The 15,611-nt window shown below is 72.7% G+C and carries 15 protein-coding genes; 12 read left to right on the top strand and 3 right to left on the bottom strand.

The window, feature by feature from the left end; genetic code table 11:
- Positions 1-56: 56 nt before the first annotated feature.
- Both rsgA and IE329_RS03485 read right to left on the bottom strand, forming a co-directional pair.
- A complete protein-coding gene (rsgA, locus tag IE329_RS03490) occupies positions 57-1,202 on the bottom strand; it encodes a ribosome small subunit-dependent GTPase A (RefSeq protein WP_229927133.1) in 1,146 nt (381 codons plus the stop codon).
- A 388-nt stretch (positions 1,203-1,590) separates the two neighbouring features.
- Positions 1,591-3,033: an MFS transporter gene (locus IE329_RS03485; RefSeq protein ID WP_190209263.1), complete on the bottom strand. Its 1,443-nt coding sequence runs from the start codon at positions 3,031-3,033 to the stop codon at positions 1,591-1,593.
- 75 nt (positions 3,034-3,108) lie between these two features.
- Here IE329_RS03485 and IE329_RS03480 point away from each other — a divergent pair, with 75 nt between their 5' ends.
- Complete coding sequence (locus IE329_RS03480; protein WP_190209262.1) at positions 3,109-3,735, top strand: TetR/AcrR family transcriptional regulator; 627 nt, start codon at positions 3,109-3,111, stop codon at positions 3,733-3,735.
- Between the two features lie 174 nt (positions 3,736-3,909).
- Positions 3,910-4,776, top strand: coding sequence for an AraC family transcriptional regulator (locus IE329_RS03475; RefSeq protein WP_190209261.1), 867 nt, complete (start codon positions 3,910-3,912; stop codon positions 4,774-4,776).
- Between the two features lie 28 nt (positions 4,777-4,804).
- Here the strand turns inward: IE329_RS03475 and IE329_RS03470 are convergent, their stop codons facing one another.
- A complete protein-coding gene (locus IE329_RS03470) occupies positions 4,805-6,142 on the bottom strand; it encodes a YihY/virulence factor BrkB family protein (RefSeq protein ID WP_190209260.1) in 1,338 nt (445 codons plus the stop codon).
- Between the two features lie 308 nt (positions 6,143-6,450).
- Here IE329_RS03470 and IE329_RS41990 point away from each other — a divergent pair, with 308 nt between their 5' ends.
- From IE329_RS41990 to IE329_RS03420, 10 genes are all read left to right on the top strand, one after another.
- Positions 6,451-6,534: a putative leader peptide gene (locus IE329_RS41990; RefSeq protein WP_310593185.1), complete on the top strand. Its 84-nt coding sequence runs from the start codon at positions 6,451-6,453 to the stop codon at positions 6,532-6,534.
- Positions 6,535-6,742: 208 nt separating this feature from the next.
- On the top strand, positions 6,743-8,467 hold the full coding sequence (locus tag IE329_RS03465; protein ID WP_190209259.1) for a nitrite/sulfite reductase: 1,725 nt from the start codon (positions 6,743-6,745) through the stop codon (positions 8,465-8,467).
- On the top strand, positions 8,464-8,670 hold the full coding sequence (locus IE329_RS03460) for a hypothetical protein (protein WP_190209258.1): 207 nt from the start codon (positions 8,464-8,466) through the stop codon (positions 8,668-8,670). Before IE329_RS03465 ends, IE329_RS03460 begins: the two co-directional genes overlap by 4 nt.
- Positions 8,654-9,352, top strand: a complete 699-nt coding sequence (locus tag IE329_RS03455; RefSeq protein ID WP_190209257.1) for a phosphoadenylyl-sulfate reductase — start codon at positions 8,654-8,656, stop codon at positions 9,350-9,352. The genes IE329_RS03460 and IE329_RS03455 overlap by 17 nt, the downstream gene beginning before the upstream one ends.
- A 38-nt stretch (positions 9,353-9,390) precedes the next feature.
- Positions 9,391-9,987, top strand: coding sequence for an adenylyl-sulfate kinase (cysC, locus tag IE329_RS03450; RefSeq protein ID WP_268257247.1), 597 nt, complete (start codon positions 9,391-9,393; stop codon positions 9,985-9,987).
- A complete protein-coding gene (gene cysD, locus IE329_RS03445; protein WP_190209256.1) occupies positions 9,984-10,922 on the top strand; it encodes a sulfate adenylyltransferase subunit CysD in 939 nt (312 codons plus the stop codon). Before cysC ends, cysD begins: the two co-directional genes overlap by 4 nt.
- 2 nt (positions 10,923-10,924) lie before the next feature.
- Positions 10,925-12,280 (top strand): sulfate adenylyltransferase subunit 1, encoded by a 1,356-nt coding sequence (locus tag IE329_RS03440; RefSeq protein ID WP_190209255.1) that lies wholly within the window; start codon positions 10,925-10,927, stop codon positions 12,278-12,280.
- Between the two features lie 268 nt (positions 12,281-12,548).
- Positions 12,549-13,700 carry an aliphatic sulfonate ABC transporter substrate-binding protein gene (locus IE329_RS03430; protein ID WP_190209253.1) on the top strand — a complete coding sequence of 384 codons (1,152 nt, stop codon included), beginning with the start codon at positions 12,549-12,551 and terminating at the stop codon, positions 13,698-13,700.
- Between the two features lie 215 nt (positions 13,701-13,915).
- A complete protein-coding gene (locus IE329_RS03425; protein WP_190209252.1) occupies positions 13,916-14,719 on the top strand; it encodes an ABC transporter ATP-binding protein in 804 nt (267 codons plus the stop codon).
- Positions 14,706-15,608, top strand: a complete 903-nt coding sequence (locus IE329_RS03420) for an ABC transporter permease (RefSeq protein WP_190209251.1) — start codon at positions 14,706-14,708, stop codon at positions 15,606-15,608. Before IE329_RS03425 ends, IE329_RS03420 begins: the two co-directional genes overlap by 14 nt.
- The last annotated feature ends 3 nt before the right edge of the window (positions 15,609-15,611 follow it).

The following is a 15,611-nucleotide window of genomic DNA, read 5'->3' as shown; positions in this document are numbered from 1 at the left end:
GGATCTGACACCCCGGGGCGGCCGTACGGTTCACCGGCGCGCCGGCCGGGTGCCGGTCAGCGCTTGACCGGCAGGCCCGAGTTCCGGTGCGACATGGTGATCGACTTCCACTTCTTCAGGCGCTCGGCGGCGAGCCGGGCGTCCGTGCGGGAGGCGATCCACGCGTTCTCGCGCTGCAGCTTGAGGTAGCTCTCCCAGCGGCGCTGCGAGAGGCTGCCGTCCTCCAGTGCCGCCCGGACGGCGCAGCCGGGCTCGGTGTGGTGGCCGCAGTCGTGGAACCGGCACTCCTCGGCGAGCTCCCCGACCTCGGAGAAGGCCTGGGCCAGGCCCTCGCCGCCGAAGAGGCCGACCTCGCGCAGGCCGGGCGTGTCGATCAGGACGCCGCCGTGCGCCATCGGCACCAGCTCGCGCGCGGTGGTGGTGTGCCGGCCCTTCTCGTCGACCGAGCGGGTCTGCTGGACCGTCATCACCTCGGCCTCGGCCAGCATGTTGGTGAGGGTGGACTTGCCGGCGCCGGACTGCCCGATCAGCGCGGTGCTGCCGGGGGTGCAGGCGCGCAGCACGTCCATCCCCTCGCCGGTCTCGGCGCTGACCACCAGCACCGTGACGCCGGGGGCGATGCCCTCGACGTCGGCACGGATGTGCTCGGCGTCGGAGACCAGGTCGGCCTTGGTGAGGACGACCAGCGGCTCGGCGGGGGCCCGCCGGGCGCCGCCCAGCAGGGCCTCGCCCTCGCCGCTGGAGGCGGCCAGGGCGAGGAAGCGCTCGATCCGGCCGAGGTCGACCTCGGAGGCGAGCGAGACGCAGATCGCGATCTGGTCGACGTTGGTCGCGAGCACCTGTGCCTCGGACCGCTTGGAGTTGGTCGAGCGCACCAGCGCGGTGCGGCGGGGCATCAGGGCCCGTACCGCGGGCCGCCCGCCGGGGATCTCGTCGACGGCGACCCAGTCGCCGGTGCAGACGTAGCGCATCGGGTCCGGTGTGGACACGTCGGCCATGTCGGCCCGCAGGACCCGCACCGCGTCACCGTCGGCGACGACGACGCTGCACAGGCCCCGGTCGACCCGCACGACCCGGCCCGCGAGCAGGCCGACGGCGGTGTGCAGGGAGAAGGAGCGGGCCCACGCCTCGTCCCAGCCGTAGCCGGACAGCGGGTGGGCGTCGGAGGTGGAGAAGGTGGGAAAGGTGGAGAAGGAGGACAAGACGGGGTGACCCTTCAAGGGGTGGCCCCGGCTGCGCGCGATCGGCGCGACAGGAAGGTACGGACGTCCCGCAGGGGTGACGTCGGGTCAGCCGGAGACCAGGGGGGTGTGAGTGATGACCTTCTGGACGCGGACGGCGCCCACAGCGGCGACAGTCGTCACGATCCTCACCTCCCGGTAGAAAACACGGCTTCGACGGTTACAGCCCACGACGGGCCGTTCCGGACGACTCCCACGGTAGCCAAGGGCGGCAGGCAGGGCCAGTCATTTTTCGCGGACCGTCCGAGCACCCGGCCCGCCGGCCGCCGCCCCCTGAGCCGTCCGGCCCGGCGGGAAGACCCGCCCGGCCCCGCCCGGCCCGGGCGGGAAGGCCCGCCCGGGCCGGCGGTCAGGCCTCGGCCGCCCGCTCCGGCGGGGCGGCCCTCCGGGCGCCCGGCCCGTACCAGAGCAGCACGGAGACCAGCAGGGCCAGGACGGTGGCCCCGGCGGCCCAGAGGAACACCGTCGAGATGGTGCCGGCGATCTCGCCGTCCCCGCCGGTGAACGGGATCAGCAGGACGGCCAGGCCGAGCGAGCCGCCCACGGTCAGCGCCGTCTGCAGCACCCCGGCGGCCACGCCCGCGTGCTCGGGCGGGGCCGCGCTGAGGATGATCATGTTGAACGGGACGATCGCCACCCCGACGCCGAGGCCGACGAGGACGATCTGCGGGAGCACCCCGGTGAGGTACGAGCTGTCCGCGTCGAGCCGGGCCAGCCAGGCCACCCCGGCCAGGACCACGCCCAGGCCGAGCAGGGCGCGGGTCTTCAGCCCGACACCGGAGACGTACGGGGTGAGCACCTGGGTGGAGAGCAGCAGCGCCAGGCCGAACGGCAGGACGGCGAGGCCGCTCTGCAGGGCGTTGAAGTGCAGCACGCCCCGCAGGTACTGCACCAGGTAGACCAGGAAGCCGGTGAGCACGGCGGCCAGCAGCAGCAGGTCGACGAAGGCACCGGCACGCTCGCGGCCGGCGAGGACGGCGGCCGGCAGCAGGGGCTCCGAGGTGCGCGGGTCGACCACCGCGAGCAGCACCCAGAGCGCCGCCGAGCCGGCCAGCGGCACCAGGGTGCCGGCGTCCCCCCAGCCCTGCTCGGCGGCGTGCACCAGCCCGTACACGGCGGTGCCGACGGCCGCGGTGACCAGGGCCGCGCTGAGCAGGCCGAGCGGGCGGGAGCGGGTGCCAGCGCCGGCGAGGCCGGGCGTCGTCAGCGACAGGACGATGATCAGCAGGCCCACCGGGACGTTCACCAGCAGGCTCCACCGCCAGTCCCCCGCCCAGGTGAGCACGCCGCCCAGCACCATGCCGGCCGAGGCGCCGAGGCCGGTGACGGTCGAGTAGAGGCCGAAGGCCCGCTGCCGCCGCTCGCCCTCGAAGACCACCGCGAGCAGGGCCAGGCCGTTGGGTCCGGCGAGGGCGGCGCCGGCGCCCTGGAGCAGCCGGCCGGCCAGCAGCAGCTCGACGCCGGGGGCCAGGCCGGCCAGCAGGGAGGCCAGCACGACCAGGCCGAGGCCGCCGACGAAGACCCGGCGGTGGCCGAAGGCGTCGCCGAGCCGGCCGGCGAGGAGGAGCAGGCCGCCGAAGGCCAGCAGGAAGGCGTTCGGCACCCACGACCCGGCGGCCGCCGAGAGGCCCAGGTCGGACTGCAGGGCGGGCAGGGCGACGTTCACGACGGTGCCGTCCAGCTGGAGCATGAACTCGGCGCCGACGATCGCCGTCAGCGTCAGGCCCCGGGCCCGGGCCCGCGACCCGGCGGCCCGGGCCGGGACTTCGTCGGGAACAGCGTCAACGCTCATGGGATCCTCCACGGCAGCAGCCGGAGTATTATGGTGAGACAGCCTCAGGTTAGGTGCGGCAGAGTTAACCTGAGGATGCCTCAGGTAGTCAAGCAGGAGGATTCATTGGCGGACACCGGGCCCTACATCGCGCAGCGCCCCAAGCGGGCCGACGGGCAGCGCAACTACGACGCGATCCTGGCGGCCGCCCGCAGGGCCTTCGAGGCCGACGGCTCCGACGCCTCCCTGGAGGACGTCGCCGGCCGGGCCGGCGTCGCCATCGGGACGCTCTACCGGCACTTCCCCACCCGGGCCGCCCTGGTCGAGGCCGCCACCAGGGACGGACTGTCCGAACTCGTCGCCCTGGCGGAGCGGCCGGCCGACGGCGAGGACGCCCTGGAGACCCTGACGGAGTGGATGGGTCAGGCCGTCCGACACTTCAGCACCTTCCGCGGCCTGGTCGGCATCCTGGCCAGGAGCATGTACGACGAGGGGACGCCCTCCCACGCCATGTGCGCAGCCATGCACCGCGGCGGCGCCGAGCTGCTCGGCGCCGCCCAGCGCGCCGGACGGGTCCGCGCCGACCTCACCACGGACGAGCTGTTCGACCTGCTCAGCGGCGCCGCCTGGGTGCGGGAGAACGCCGGGCCCGGCCGCGACGGCGGCCCGCGGTTCCTCGCGCTGGTGCTGGAGGGTCTGGTGCTGCCCGACGGGGCGCGCTGACCGGCGGGCGCGTCAGCGGCGGGCGCGTCAGCGGCGCTCCCCGGCGGCCGGGCCCGGGCCGGACGGGCCGCGCGGCACCGTCCCCGGGACCCGACCGGAACGGGCACAGGATGTCGGGTGGGGCAGGCCGGCCCCTTCCTACGGTGAGGGCAAGGAAAAAGGAAGGGGACCGGGGTGCTGGAGCGGCTGAATCAGGCCATGGACCACATCGAGTCCCGGCTGGACGGGCAGATCGACGTGGCCGAGCTGGCCAGGATCGCGACGACGTCGGAGTACCACCTCCGGCGGATGTTCTCGGCCCTGGCGGGGATGCCGCTGTCGGAGTACGTCCGGCGCCGGCGGCTGACCGTCGCGGGCGCCGAGGTGCTGGCCGGCCCGGGGACGCTGCTGGAGATCGCGGTCCGCTACGGCTACGCCTCGGGCGAGGCGTTCGCCCGCGCGTTCCGCGCGATGCACGGCGTCGGGCCCGGCGAGGCCAGGCGGACGGGCGCGGCACTGCGCTCCCAGCCCCGGATGTCCTTCCGGCTCGTCGTCGAAGGGAGCAGCAGCATGAGGTACCGGATCGTGGAGCGGGCGGAGTTCCGGGTGGTGGGGCGCATGGCCCGGGTCCCGCTCGTGCACGAAGGGGTCAATCCGGCCATCGCGGAGTTCATCCGGTCCGTCGGGCCGGAGACGAGCCGGCGGATCGCGCGGCTGTCGGACCAGGAGCCGGCCGGCATCGTCTCGGTGACCGACAACCTGGACGAGAGCCGGGCCGAGGGCACCGGGCTCGACTACTGGCACGCGGCGCTGACCCGGGCCGACCCGCCGGAGGACCTGGACGCGCTGCTCGTCCCGGCCGGGACGTGGGCGGTCTTCGAGAACAGCGGGCCGTTCCCGCAGGCCCTGCAGTACCTGTGGCGGGACGTCTACACCCAGTGGTTCCCGTCCAACCCCTACCGCAGCAGGCCGGGGCCGGAGATCCTCGGCGTCCGGCCGTCGCCGGACGGGTCGCAGGCCGACGCGCAGCTGTGGATCCCGGTGGAGCGCGGCGCGGCCTGACCCGGGCGGCGCCCGGGCGCCCGTCCGGTCAGCCCTGCTCCCAGGGCGGGCGGGGCGGGCGCCCGGGGAGCTGCGCCCCGGGGAAGCGGTGGTCGCCGAAGTCGGGCCCGTAGTCCGGGCCGCCCTCCTGCTCCGGCTCGGCGCCGGGCGGCGGGCCGAGGGGCCGGTCGCTGTCCGGCGGGGGCGGGACGGGACGGTGGTGGGGGCCGCGGGCGGCCAGCCGGCCCTTGAGGTTCTCCGGGGGCAGGAAGTCGGCCCAGCGCTCGGGGTACTCGGACGGCACGTCGCCGTCGTCGCCCTCCTCGCCCTCGTACTCCTCCTCGACGCCCTCGGCCAGGCCCAGCTCGCGGGCCCGCCGGGCGCGCTCCACGGCCCGCCGGGCGGCGACCTCGCGGACGACGGCCGCGGCCGCCTCCTCGCTGGCACGCTCGTTCTCCGCGCGGGCGTCGGCGGTCTCCAGGGTGGGCCAGCGCCGGTCTATGGCGGCGTTCATCGCGGCGCCGATCAGCACCGCGAGCGCGACCACGCCGATCCAGAGCAGGACGGCCACCGGCGCCGCCAGCGACCCGTACACCGAGGGGCCCTCGACGGAGCTGACCAGGTAGACCCGGAGCAGCACGCTGCAGACCACCAGGACGACCAGGGCGACCAGGGCGCCGGGGATGTCCTCGCGCCAGGGCGTGGAGACGGGCACGGCCAGGTGGTAGAGCGTGGTGAGGAAGACCACCAGGAGCAGGATCGCCACCGGCCAGTAGAGCGCGCTGACCAGTCCGGCGGCGTTCGGCAACGCGGCCACCACCAGTCCGGGGCCGGCCACCAGCAGGGGCAGCACCAGGGAGCCGATCACCAGGGCGCCGAGGTAGAGGCCGAGCGACATCAGGCGGGTCTTGACGATGCCGCGCTTGCCGTCGAGGCCGTACATGACGGTGATGGTGTCGATGAAGATGTAGAGCGCCCGGGAGCCGGACCACAGGGAGAGCAGGAAGCCGATCGAGATCAGGTCGGGCCGTTTGTCGTCGAAGACGCCGTGCAATAGCGGTTCGACGATCTGGTGGACGGACGACTGCGAGAGCACCGTCCCAGCGGCTGAGACGATGTCCTGTTTCAGCTTGTCGATGGTGCCGGCGCCGAGGAACTCGTCGAGGTAGCCGAGCGTGCCGGCCAGGCAGAGCAGCAGCGGCGGGATCGACAGCAGGGTGAAGAAGGCCGCCTCGGCGGCGAGGCCGGTGACCCGGTACTCGACGCAGGTGTTGGTGGTGTCCTTGATCAGCGCCCAGGCCGTACTGCGCCAGGTGGCCCGCTTGACCGCGCGTCGGGAGCCCTTGCCCCGCCGCCGCGAGGGGCGCTCGGGGTTCGGTCTCGTCATCTCGCCTGCTGGTTGCACAGCTCTACGGTATCGGGCCGGGCGCCCGGGGTGGATCTACGGGCCCCCGGCCGTCGGCGGTGGTCCCGGCGCGGGCCGTCCGGGAGAGCCGGGGGACGCCTCCGGGCGGGTTCCGGGGGGCCCACGGGGGGCTCCCGAGCGGCTCGGAGCGCGGGTAGGGTCGCGGCGGTTCGCAGGGCGGTAACCTTCCGAGCGTGGGAAAGTCCCCGGCGTCTCACATGGCGAAACCATTACGTCCATTATTTGGACGTTAGTGGACCGAGAACCGCCGGGCGTGCGAATCTCTTGCCATGCCTAGCGCCGGAACCACCCTGGTTGGTCGACTCCACGTCGATCTCCTTCGTGTGTCCAGCGCCATCTGTCCGGTGACCTGAGCCCACCCCGCCGCCACCACCGCACCCGGCGCCACCTCCTCGTCATCCTCGCTGAAGCGGATGCGCGGGCGCCCACCCCGGCCTCGGTCACTGTTCCTGATCCGGCACGTCACCACGTGCAGGACCGCAGGTCACAGCAGCGCCGCACCGGAGCAACGCCCAGCGCCTCCCCCCAGCGTCAGAGCCACCTGCCCGTAAGGACTTCACCATGGCCACCACTCCCGACCCGGTCGAGCCCCAGGAAGCGAGCGCCCCCGCGCCCCGCCCCGCCGCCGCCCGCAAGGTGACCCGCCACCGTGGCGAGGGTCAGTGGGCCATGGGGCACTTCACCCCGCTGAACGCCAACGAGCAGTTCAAGAAGGACGACGACGGTCTCAACGTGCGGACACGCATTGAGACGATCTACGCCAAGCGGGGCTTCGACTCGATCGACCCGGCCGACCTGCGGGGCCGGATGCGCTGGTGGGGTCTGTACACCCAGCGCAAGGAGGGCATCGACGGCGGCAAGACCGCGATCCTCGACCCGCACGAGCTGGACGCCGAGTACTTCATGCTCCGGGTCCGGATCGACGGCGGCCGCCTCACGGTGGCCCAGCTGAAGGCGATCGCCGAGGTCTCCGAGCAGTACGGCCGCAACACCGCCGACCTGACCGACCGGCAGAACGTCCAGTACCACTGGATCCGGATCGAGGACATGCCGGCGATCTGGCAGAAGCTGGAGGCCGTCGGCCTCTCCACCACCGAGGCCTGCGGTGACACCCCGCGCGTCATCCTCGGCTCCCCGGTGGCCGGCATCGCCGAGGACGAGATCATCGACGGCACCCCGGCCGTCGACGAGATCCAGCGCCGCTTCATCGGCAACCCGGAGTTCTCCAACCTGCCGCGCAAGTTCAAGTCGGCGGTCTCCGGCTCGCCGCTGCTGGACGTGGCCCACGAGATCAACGACATCGCCTTCGTCGGCGTCGTCCACCCCGAGCACGGCCCCGGCTTCGACCTCTGGGTCGGCGGCGGCCTCTCCACCAACCCCAAGCTCGGCGTGCGCCTCGGTGCCTGGGTCCCGCTGGAGGAGGTCGCGGACGTCTACGGCGGCGTCATCGGCATCTTCCGCGACTACGGCTACCGCCGCCTGCGCAACCGCGCCCGGTTGAAGTTCCTGGTCGCCGACTGGGGCAAGGACAAGTTCCGCCAGGTGCTGGAGGACGAGTACCTCAAGTACAAGCTGGTCGACGGCCCCGCGCCGAAGGAGCCGAGCGGCACCTGGCGCGACCACGTCGGCGTGCACCGCCAGCGGGACGGCCGGTTCTACGTCGGCTTCGCGCCGCGGGTCGGCCGGGTGGACGGCAAGCTGCTCGGGCAGATCGCCGACCTGGCCGCCGCCCACGGCTCGGACCGCCTGCGCACCACCGCCGAGCAGAAGATGATCGTCCTCGACGTCGCCGAGGACCGGGTCGAGTCGCTGGTGGCCGGCCTGGAGGCGCTGGACCTGCGGGTCACCCCCTCGCCCTTCCGCCGCGGCACGATGGCCTGCACCGGCATCGAGTACTGCAAGCTCGCGATCGTCGAGACCAAGGAGCGCGGCCGCACGCTCATCGACGAGCTGGAGAAGCGCCTGCCGGAGTTCGCCGAGCCGCTGACCATCAACATCAACGGCTGCCCGAACGCCTGCGCCCGCATCCAGGTCGCCGACATCGGCCTCAAGGGCCAGCTCGTCACCGACGAGAACGGCGAGCAGGTCGAGGGCTACCAGGTGCACCTGGGCGGCGCGCTGGGCCTGGAGGCCGGGTTCGGCCGCAAGGTCCGCGGCCTGAAGGTCACCAAGGACGGCCTGCCGGACTACGTGGAGCGGGTCCTGACGCGCTTCCAGGCCGAGCGCGCCGAAGGCGAGCGGTTCGCCCAGTGGACCGCCCGGGCGTCCGAGGAGGCCCTCTCGTGAGTGAGCGCGCCGCACCCTTCCACTGCCCGTACTGCGGGGACGAGGACCTGCGCCCCTCCGCCGAGGGCGGGCACGGGGCCTGGGAGTGCGCGAGCTGCCGCCGGGCGTTCCAGCTGAAGTTCCTCGGCCTGCTGTCGCCGTCGAACACCGGGGACCGGAGCACACCTGCGAACGGGGGGAACCAGGATGACCAGCACGGTTGATCACGAGGCGATAGCCACCGCGGCCGGCCGCGACCTGGAGGAGGCGTCCGCACAGGACGTCCTGCGCTGGGCCGCCGAGACCTTCGGCAAGCGCTTCTGCGTCACCTCCTCCATGGAGGACGCGGTCGTCGCCCACCTCGCCTCCTCGGTCTTCCCCGGCGTGGACGTGGTCTTCCTCGACACCGGCTACCACTTCGCCGAGACCATCGGCACCCGGGACGCGGTGGCGGCGGTGATGCCGGTCAACGTCATCACCCTGACGCCGCTGCAGACCGTGGCCGAGCAGGACGCCCAGTACGGACCGCAGTTGCACGACCGCGACCCGGACCTCTGCTGCTCGCTGCGCAAGGTCGAGCCGCTGAACCGCGGCCTCGGCGGCTACGACGCCTGGGCCACCGGACTGCGCCGCGACGAGTCCCCGACCCGCGCCGACACCCCGGTGGTGTCCTGGGACCCCAAGCGCCGCAAGGTCAAGATCGCCCCGATCGCGCGCTGGACCCAGGAGGACGTGGACGCCTACGTCGCCGCCAACGGCGTCCTGCTCAACCCGCTGCTGTGGGAGGGCTACACCTCGGTCGGCTGCTCGCCGCTGTCGTGCACCCGCAAGCCCGTCGAGGGCGAGGAGGCCCGCGCCGGGCGCTGGGCCGGCTCCGGCAAGACCGAGTGCGGCATCCACCTCTGATCCCGCCCCACCGACCCGTACCACCAGGAGAATTCACCGTGACCACAGACACACCGGCAGTCGACGGAGCCGCAGAGGCGGCCCCCGCGGCCGCCCCCTGCGAGCGCGGCGCCACGGTGTGGCTGACCGGGCTGCCCAGCGCGGGCAAGACCACCCTCGCCTTCGCCCTCGCCGAGCGCCTGCGCGCCGAGGGCCACAAGGTGGAGGTCCTGGACGGTGACGAGATCCGCGAGTTCCTCTCCAAGGGCCTGGGCTTCAGCCAGGAGGACCGGCACACCAACGTGACCCGGATCGGCTTCGTCGCCGAGAAGCTGGCCGCGAACGGCGTCAAGGTGCTGGCCCCGGTCATCGCCCCGTACGCGGCCTCCCGCGCCGCCGTCCGCGAGCGGCACGGCGAGCACGGCACCGAGTTCCTGGAGATCCACGTCGCCACCCCGGTCGAGGTCTGCTCGGAGCGCGACGTCAAGGGCCTGTACGCCAAGCAGGCGGCCGGCGAGATCTCCGGCCTGACCGGCGTGGACGACCCGTACGAGGCACCGGAGAGCCCGGAGCTGCGACTGCAGACGCACGGCCGCGCCGTCGCCGAGTCCGCGGCCGAACTGCACACCTTCCTGACCACGAGGGGACTGGCATGACGACCGCGACCCACACCCTGCTCGATGCCGCCGAGAACCCCTACGCGCTGTCGCACCTCGACGCGCTGGAGGCGGAGTCGGTGCACATCTTCCGCGAGGTGGCCGGCGAGTTCGAGCGCCCGGTGATCCTCTTCTCCGGCGGCAAGGACTCCATCGTCATGCTGCACCTGGCGCTGAAAGCCTTCTGGCCGGCGCCGGTGCCCTTCGCCCTGCTGCACGTCGACACCGGCCACAACTTCCCCGAGGTGCTGGCCTACCGCGACCGCGCGGTGGCCCGGTACAACCTGCGGCTGCACGTCGCGCACGTGCAGGACTTCATCGACGACGGCCGGCTGCGCGAGCGCCCGGACGGCCTGCGCAACCCGCTGCAGACCGTCCCGCTGCTGGACGGCATCGAGCAGGGCAAGTTCGACGCCGTCTTCGGCGGCGGCCGCCGCGACGAGGAGAAGGCCCGCGCCAAGGAGCGCGTCTTCTCCCTGCGCGACGAGTTCGGCGCCTGGGACCCGCGCCGCCAGCGCCCCGAGCTCTGGAGCCTCTACAACGGCAAGCACGCGGTCGGCGAGCACGTGCGCGTCTTCCCGCTCTCCAACTGGACCGAGCTGGACGTCTGGCAGTACATCGAGCGGGAGAAGATCGAACTCCCCGAGATCTACTACGCCCACGAGCGCGAGGTCTTCTCCCGCAACGGCATGTGGCTCACCGCCGGCGAGTGGGGCGGCCCCAAGGAGACCGAGACCGTGGAGCGGCGCCTGGTGCGCTACCGGACGGTCGGTGACATGTCCTGCACCGGCGCGGTCGACTCGGACGCGACCGGCATCGGCGACGTGATCGCCGAGATCGCGGCCAGCCGGCTGACCGAGCGAGGAGCGACCCGGGCGGACGACAAGGTGTCCGAGGCCGCCATGGAAGACCGTAAGCGCGAGGGGTACTTCTAACCATGCCGACCGATCTGCACAACAACCAGGCCCCCTCCGAGAACCCGTTCGGCGAGGAGGCGGCGGCCACCGCGCTGCTGCGCTTCGCCACCGCGGGCTCCGTCGACGACGGCAAGTCCACCCTGGTGGGCCGGCTGCTGCACGACTCCAAGTCCGTGCTCGCCGACCAGCTGGAGGCGGTCGAGCGGGTCTCGCTCAGCCGCGGCCAGGAGGCCCCGGACCTGGCGCTGCTCACCGACGGCCTGCGCGCCGAGCGCGAGCAGGGCATCACCATCGACGTCGCGTACCGCTACTTCGCCACCCCGCGCCGGCGCTTCATCCTCGCCGACACCCCCGGCCACGTGCAGTACACCCGCAACATGGTGACCGGCGCCTCCACCGCCGAACTCGCCGTCGTGCTGGTCGACGCCCGCAACGGCGTGGTCGAGCAGACCCGCCGGCACGCCGCCGTGGCCGCGCTGCTGCGGGTGCCGCACGTGGTGCTGGCCGTCAACAAGATGGACCTGGTCGAGTACGCGGAGCCGGTCTTCGCGGCCATCGCGAAGGAGTTCACCGCGTACGCCGCCTCGCTGGGCGTCGAGGACGTGGTGGCGGTGCCGATCTCGGCCCTGGCCGGCGACAACGTGGTCGAGCCGTCCGCGCACATGGACTGGTACGGCGGCCCGACGCTGCTGGAGCACCTGGAGACCGTGCCGGTCGGCAGCGACCCGAGCGAGGAGCCGGTCCGGTTCCCCGTCCAGTACGTGATCCGCCCGCAGAGCGCCGACTTCCCCGACTACCGCGGGTACGCCGGCCAGCTCGCCTCCGGCGTGCTGCGCACCGGCGACACCGTCACCGTCCTGCCGTCGGGCCACGTCACCACGGTGGCCGGCATCGACGCGCTCGGCAAGGAGACGGACATCGCCTGGGCCCCCCAGTCGGTCACCGTCCGCCTCGCCGAGGACATCGACGTCTCGCGCGGTGACCTGATCGCGGCCGGCCGCGTCCCGACGCCCACCAAGGACGTCGCGGCGACCGTCTGCCACCTGCACGAGCGCCCGCTGCGGGCCGGGGACAAGGTGCTGCTCAAGCACACCACCCGGACGGTGCGCGCGCTGGTCAAGGAGATCAGCTACCGGATCGACATCGACAGCCTCGAACAGCGCTCCGGCGCCGAGGGCCTGTCGGTCAACGACATCGGCCACGTGGTGCTGCGCACCGCCGAGCCGCTGTCGCTCGACGACTACACCGACAACCGCCGGACCGGGTCCTTCCTGCTGATCGACCCGGCCGACGGCACCACCCTCACCGCCGGCATGGCGGGCGAGGCCTTCGACACGGTCGCGCTGGAAGCGACGGACGAGGAGGACTGGGTCTGATGCCCCACGAGGCGTTCTCGGGCATGGACAAGGAAGGCGGCCGCATCGGCAGCGGCGTCCTCGGCAGCGGCCAGGGCGGACTGACGCGATGTGTGGGCGGACAGGGGCTCTGATCCCCTGTCACCGGGCCGGCCGCCCCTGTGCCATCCCACAGTTGGCACAGCACGCGCCGCCCGGCTTGCCCGGCATCACGATGCCGCGAGCGATTCCCCAGCTTCCGTACCCGGACCGCCGAGTGACGGTCCGTCCATGAACAGGACGACTTCGAATGGCTTCGAACCAGTTCCCCCATAGTGCTGCCCGCCCCGCCGCCGGCCGGATCAGACGCTCCGCCGTGGCCGCGGTCGCCGGCCTCACCGCCGTCACCCTGCTGACCGCCTGCGGCTACGGCTCGAAGAGCGACGACAAGGCGGCCGGCTCACCGGCGGTGGCCTCCCCCGCGGGCGACGTCAAGCTCTCCGCCGACTCGGTCAAGATCGGCTACTTCGCCAACCTGACCCACGGCACCCCGCTGGTCGGCCTGAAGGAAGGCATCTTCCAGAAGGAGCTGGGCACCACCCAGGTCAAGCCGCAGATCTTCAACGCCGGCCCGGCGGAGATCGAGGCGCTGAACGCCGGCTCGATCGACATCGGCTGGATCGGCCCCTCGCCCGCGATCAACGGCTACGTGCAGTCGCACAGCGAGGCCCTGAAGATCATCGGCGGCTCGGCCTCCGGCGGCGTCAAGCTGGTGGTCAACCCCGACAAGATCAGCTCGGTGGACGACCTCAAGGGCAAGAAGATCGCCACCCCGCAGCGCGGCAACACCCAGGACGTCGCCCTGCTCAACTACCTCGCCGGCAAGGGTCTGAAGGTCAACCCCGACAGCGGCGCGGGCGACGTCTCGGTGGTCCGCACCGACAACAAGGTCACCCCGGACGCCTACAGCTCCGGTGCGATCGACGGCGCCTGGGTGCCCGAGCCGACCGCCTCCAAGCTGGTCACCCTCGGCGCGAAGGTCCTGCTGAACGAGAAGTCGCTCTGGCCGGACAACAAGTTCGTGATCACCAACATCATCGTGTCCCAGAAGTTCCTCAAGGAGCACCCGGACGTGGTGGAGGCCGTGCTGCGCGGCTCGGTGAACACCAACGCCTTCATCAAGGCCAACCCGGACAAGGCGAAGGCCTCCGCCAACGCGGCCATCAAGGAGGCGGCCGGCAACGCGCTGGACGCCAGCATCCTCGACCCGGCCTGGCAGGACATCGAGTTCCTGGACGACCCGCTGGCCAGCACCCTGCAGTCGGAGGCCGACCACGCGGTGACCGCGGGCCTGCTCAAGAAGCCCGACCTGACCGGGATCTACGACCTGACCCTGCTCAACAAGGTGCTCAAGGCCGCCGGCCAGAACGCCGTGGCGGACGCCGGGCTCGGCACCAAGTAGCCGGTACGCCGCGGCAGGCCCACCGCCCGCCGCGGCACCCGCAGCGCGATCCGCACAAGCTCCGCGGTCCGGAACCCCGCCCGCCCGGTCGATGCCCAGTCACAGGGCCGGGCGGGGCCGGACCCCGGCTCCCACTTCGCCAGTCCGCCGGATCACCCTCCTCGCCCACCACCGGGCCGGAGGGGCCCATGTCCACTCATGCAGGAGGTGCCCGGATGAGCCCGGCACTGACCACCTCGGAAGACGCCCTCGACGACGGGGCCCTGGCCGGCTCCCCCGCCGTCCGGATCTCGCACGTCCACAAGTCCTTCGGCCGCGCCGGAGCGGCGACCCACGTGCTGGACGACATCACCCTCGACGTCGCCCCCGGCGAGTTCGTCACGCTGCTCGGCGCCTCGGGCTGCGGCAAGTCCACCCTGCTCAACCTGGTCGCCGGCCTCGACAAGCCGTCCTCGGGCACCATCGAGGTCCCCGGCGGGCGCCCCTCCCTGATGTTCCAGGAGCACGCGCTCTTCCCCTGGCTCACGGCCGGCAAGAACATCGAGCTGGCCCTGCGGCTCAACGGCGTGCCCCGCCCCGAGCGCCGCGCCGAGGCCGAGCGCCTGCTGGAGCTGGTCCGTCTCGGCGGCTCGTACGGCAAGCGCGTGCACGAGCTCTCCGGCGGCATGCGCCAGCGCGTCGCGATGGCCCGCGCACTCGCCCAGGGCAGTTCCGTGCTGCTGATGGACGAGCCGTTCGCCGCCCTCGACGCGATCACCCGGGACGTCCTGCACGACGAGATCACCCGGATCTGGGCCGCGCAGAAGCTCACCGTCCTGTTCGTCACCCACAACGTGCGCGAGGCCGTCCGGCTCGCCCAGCGCGTGGTGCTGCTCTCCTCCCGTCCCGGCCGGGTCGCCCGCGAGTGGCAGATCGACCTGCCGCAACCGCGCCGCATCGAGTCGGCCGGCGTCGCGGACCTGTCCATCGAGATCACCGAAGAACTGCGTGGGGAGATCCGCCGCCATGGCAAGCACTGACACCGCCCCCAGCGTGCACGAGGCCCAGGTGCCGGACTCCGCCAGCGTCGAGGCGGGCCTGGACGCGCTGGAGGCCGTCCAGACGCAGGGCACTCCGCTGAGCGAGGTCCTGCGCACGAAGGCCCTGCCGCCCCTGATCGCCCTGCTGCTCGTCCTCGCCCTCTGGCAGGGCGCGTTCGCCCTGGAGCTCACTTCCTCCTACAAGCTGCCCAGCCCGGGGATGGTCTGGAGCTCGCTGGTCGACCTGTGGCAGGCGGGCACGCTCTTCAGCATCGTCTGGACCAGCGTCTGGCGCGGCGTCGCGGGCTTCCTGGCCGCGGTCGCGATCGGGACCCCGATCGGCCTGCTGGTGGCCCGGGTGAAGCCCGTGCGCACGGCCGTCGGACCGATCCTCGCGGGCCTGCAGTCGCTGCCCTCGGTCGCCTGGGTGCCGGCGGCCGTGATCTGGCTCGGCATCAACAACTCGATGATGTACGCCGTCATCCTGCTCGGCGCCGTCCCCTCCGTCGCCAACGGCCTGGTGTCGGGCATCGACCAGGTCCCGCCGCTGTTCCTGCGGGCCGGCCGCACCCTGGGCGCCACCGGCCTGGCCAACGCCCGGCACATCCTGCTGCCCGGCGCCCTGCCCGGCTACCTGGCCGGCCTCAAGCAGGGGTGGGCGTTCTCCTGGCGGTCGCTGATGGCCGCCGAGCTCGTCGCCGCCTCGCCCGACCTCGGCCTGGGCCTGGGCCGCTACCTGGAGAACCAGCGCGAGTCGGCCGACATGTCCGGCGTGCTGCTCGGCATCATCCTGATCCTGATCGTCGGCATGGCCATCGATCTCCTGCTCTTCGCCCCGATCGAGCGCCGCGTGCTGCGCAACCGGGGCCTGCTCACCACCAACCGCTAGACA

The organism is Kitasatospora indigofera (assembly GCF_014655955.1).
GTDB lineage: Bacteria > Actinomycetota > Actinomycetes > Streptomycetales > Streptomycetaceae > Kitasatospora > Kitasatospora indigofera.
Note: the sequence above shows the minus strand (reverse complement) of the source record. Positions and strands in the feature narration are given on the sequence as shown.

Coding starts and splice junctions, on each gene's coding strand:
- IE329_RS03485 (WP_190209263.1), bottom strand. CDS start 3,033: ATGAGCGTTGACGCTGTTCCCGACGAAGTCCCGGCCCGGGCCGCCGGG.
- IE329_RS03480 (WP_190209262.1), top strand. CDS start 3,109: ATGCCTCAGGTAGTCAAGCAGGAGGATTCATTGGCGGACACCGGGCCC.
- IE329_RS03470 (WP_190209260.1), bottom strand. CDS start 6,142: ATGACGAGACCGAACCCCGAGCGCCCCTCGCGGCGGCGGGGCAAGGGC.
- IE329_RS41990 (WP_310593185.1), top strand. CDS start 6,451: ATGCCTAGCGCCGGAACCACCCTGGTTGGTCGACTCCACGTCGATCTC.
- IE329_RS03465 (WP_190209259.1), top strand. CDS start 6,743: ATGGCCACCACTCCCGACCCGGTCGAGCCCCAGGAAGCGAGCGCCCCC.
- IE329_RS03455 (WP_190209257.1), top strand. CDS start 8,654: ATGACCAGCACGGTTGATCACGAGGCGATAGCCACCGCGGCCGGCCGC.
- cysD (WP_190209256.1), top strand. CDS start 9,984: ATGACGACCGCGACCCACACCCTGCTCGATGCCGCCGAGAACCCCTAC.
- IE329_RS03440 (WP_190209255.1), top strand. CDS start 10,925: ATGCCGACCGATCTGCACAACAACCAGGCCCCCTCCGAGAACCCGTTC.
- IE329_RS03430 (WP_190209253.1), top strand. CDS start 12,549: ATGGCTTCGAACCAGTTCCCCCATAGTGCTGCCCGCCCCGCCGCCGGC.
- IE329_RS03425 (WP_190209252.1), top strand. CDS start 13,916: ATGAGCCCGGCACTGACCACCTCGGAAGACGCCCTCGACGACGGGGCC.
- IE329_RS03420 (WP_190209251.1), top strand. CDS start 14,706: ATGGCAAGCACTGACACCGCCCCCAGCGTGCACGAGGCCCAGGTGCCG.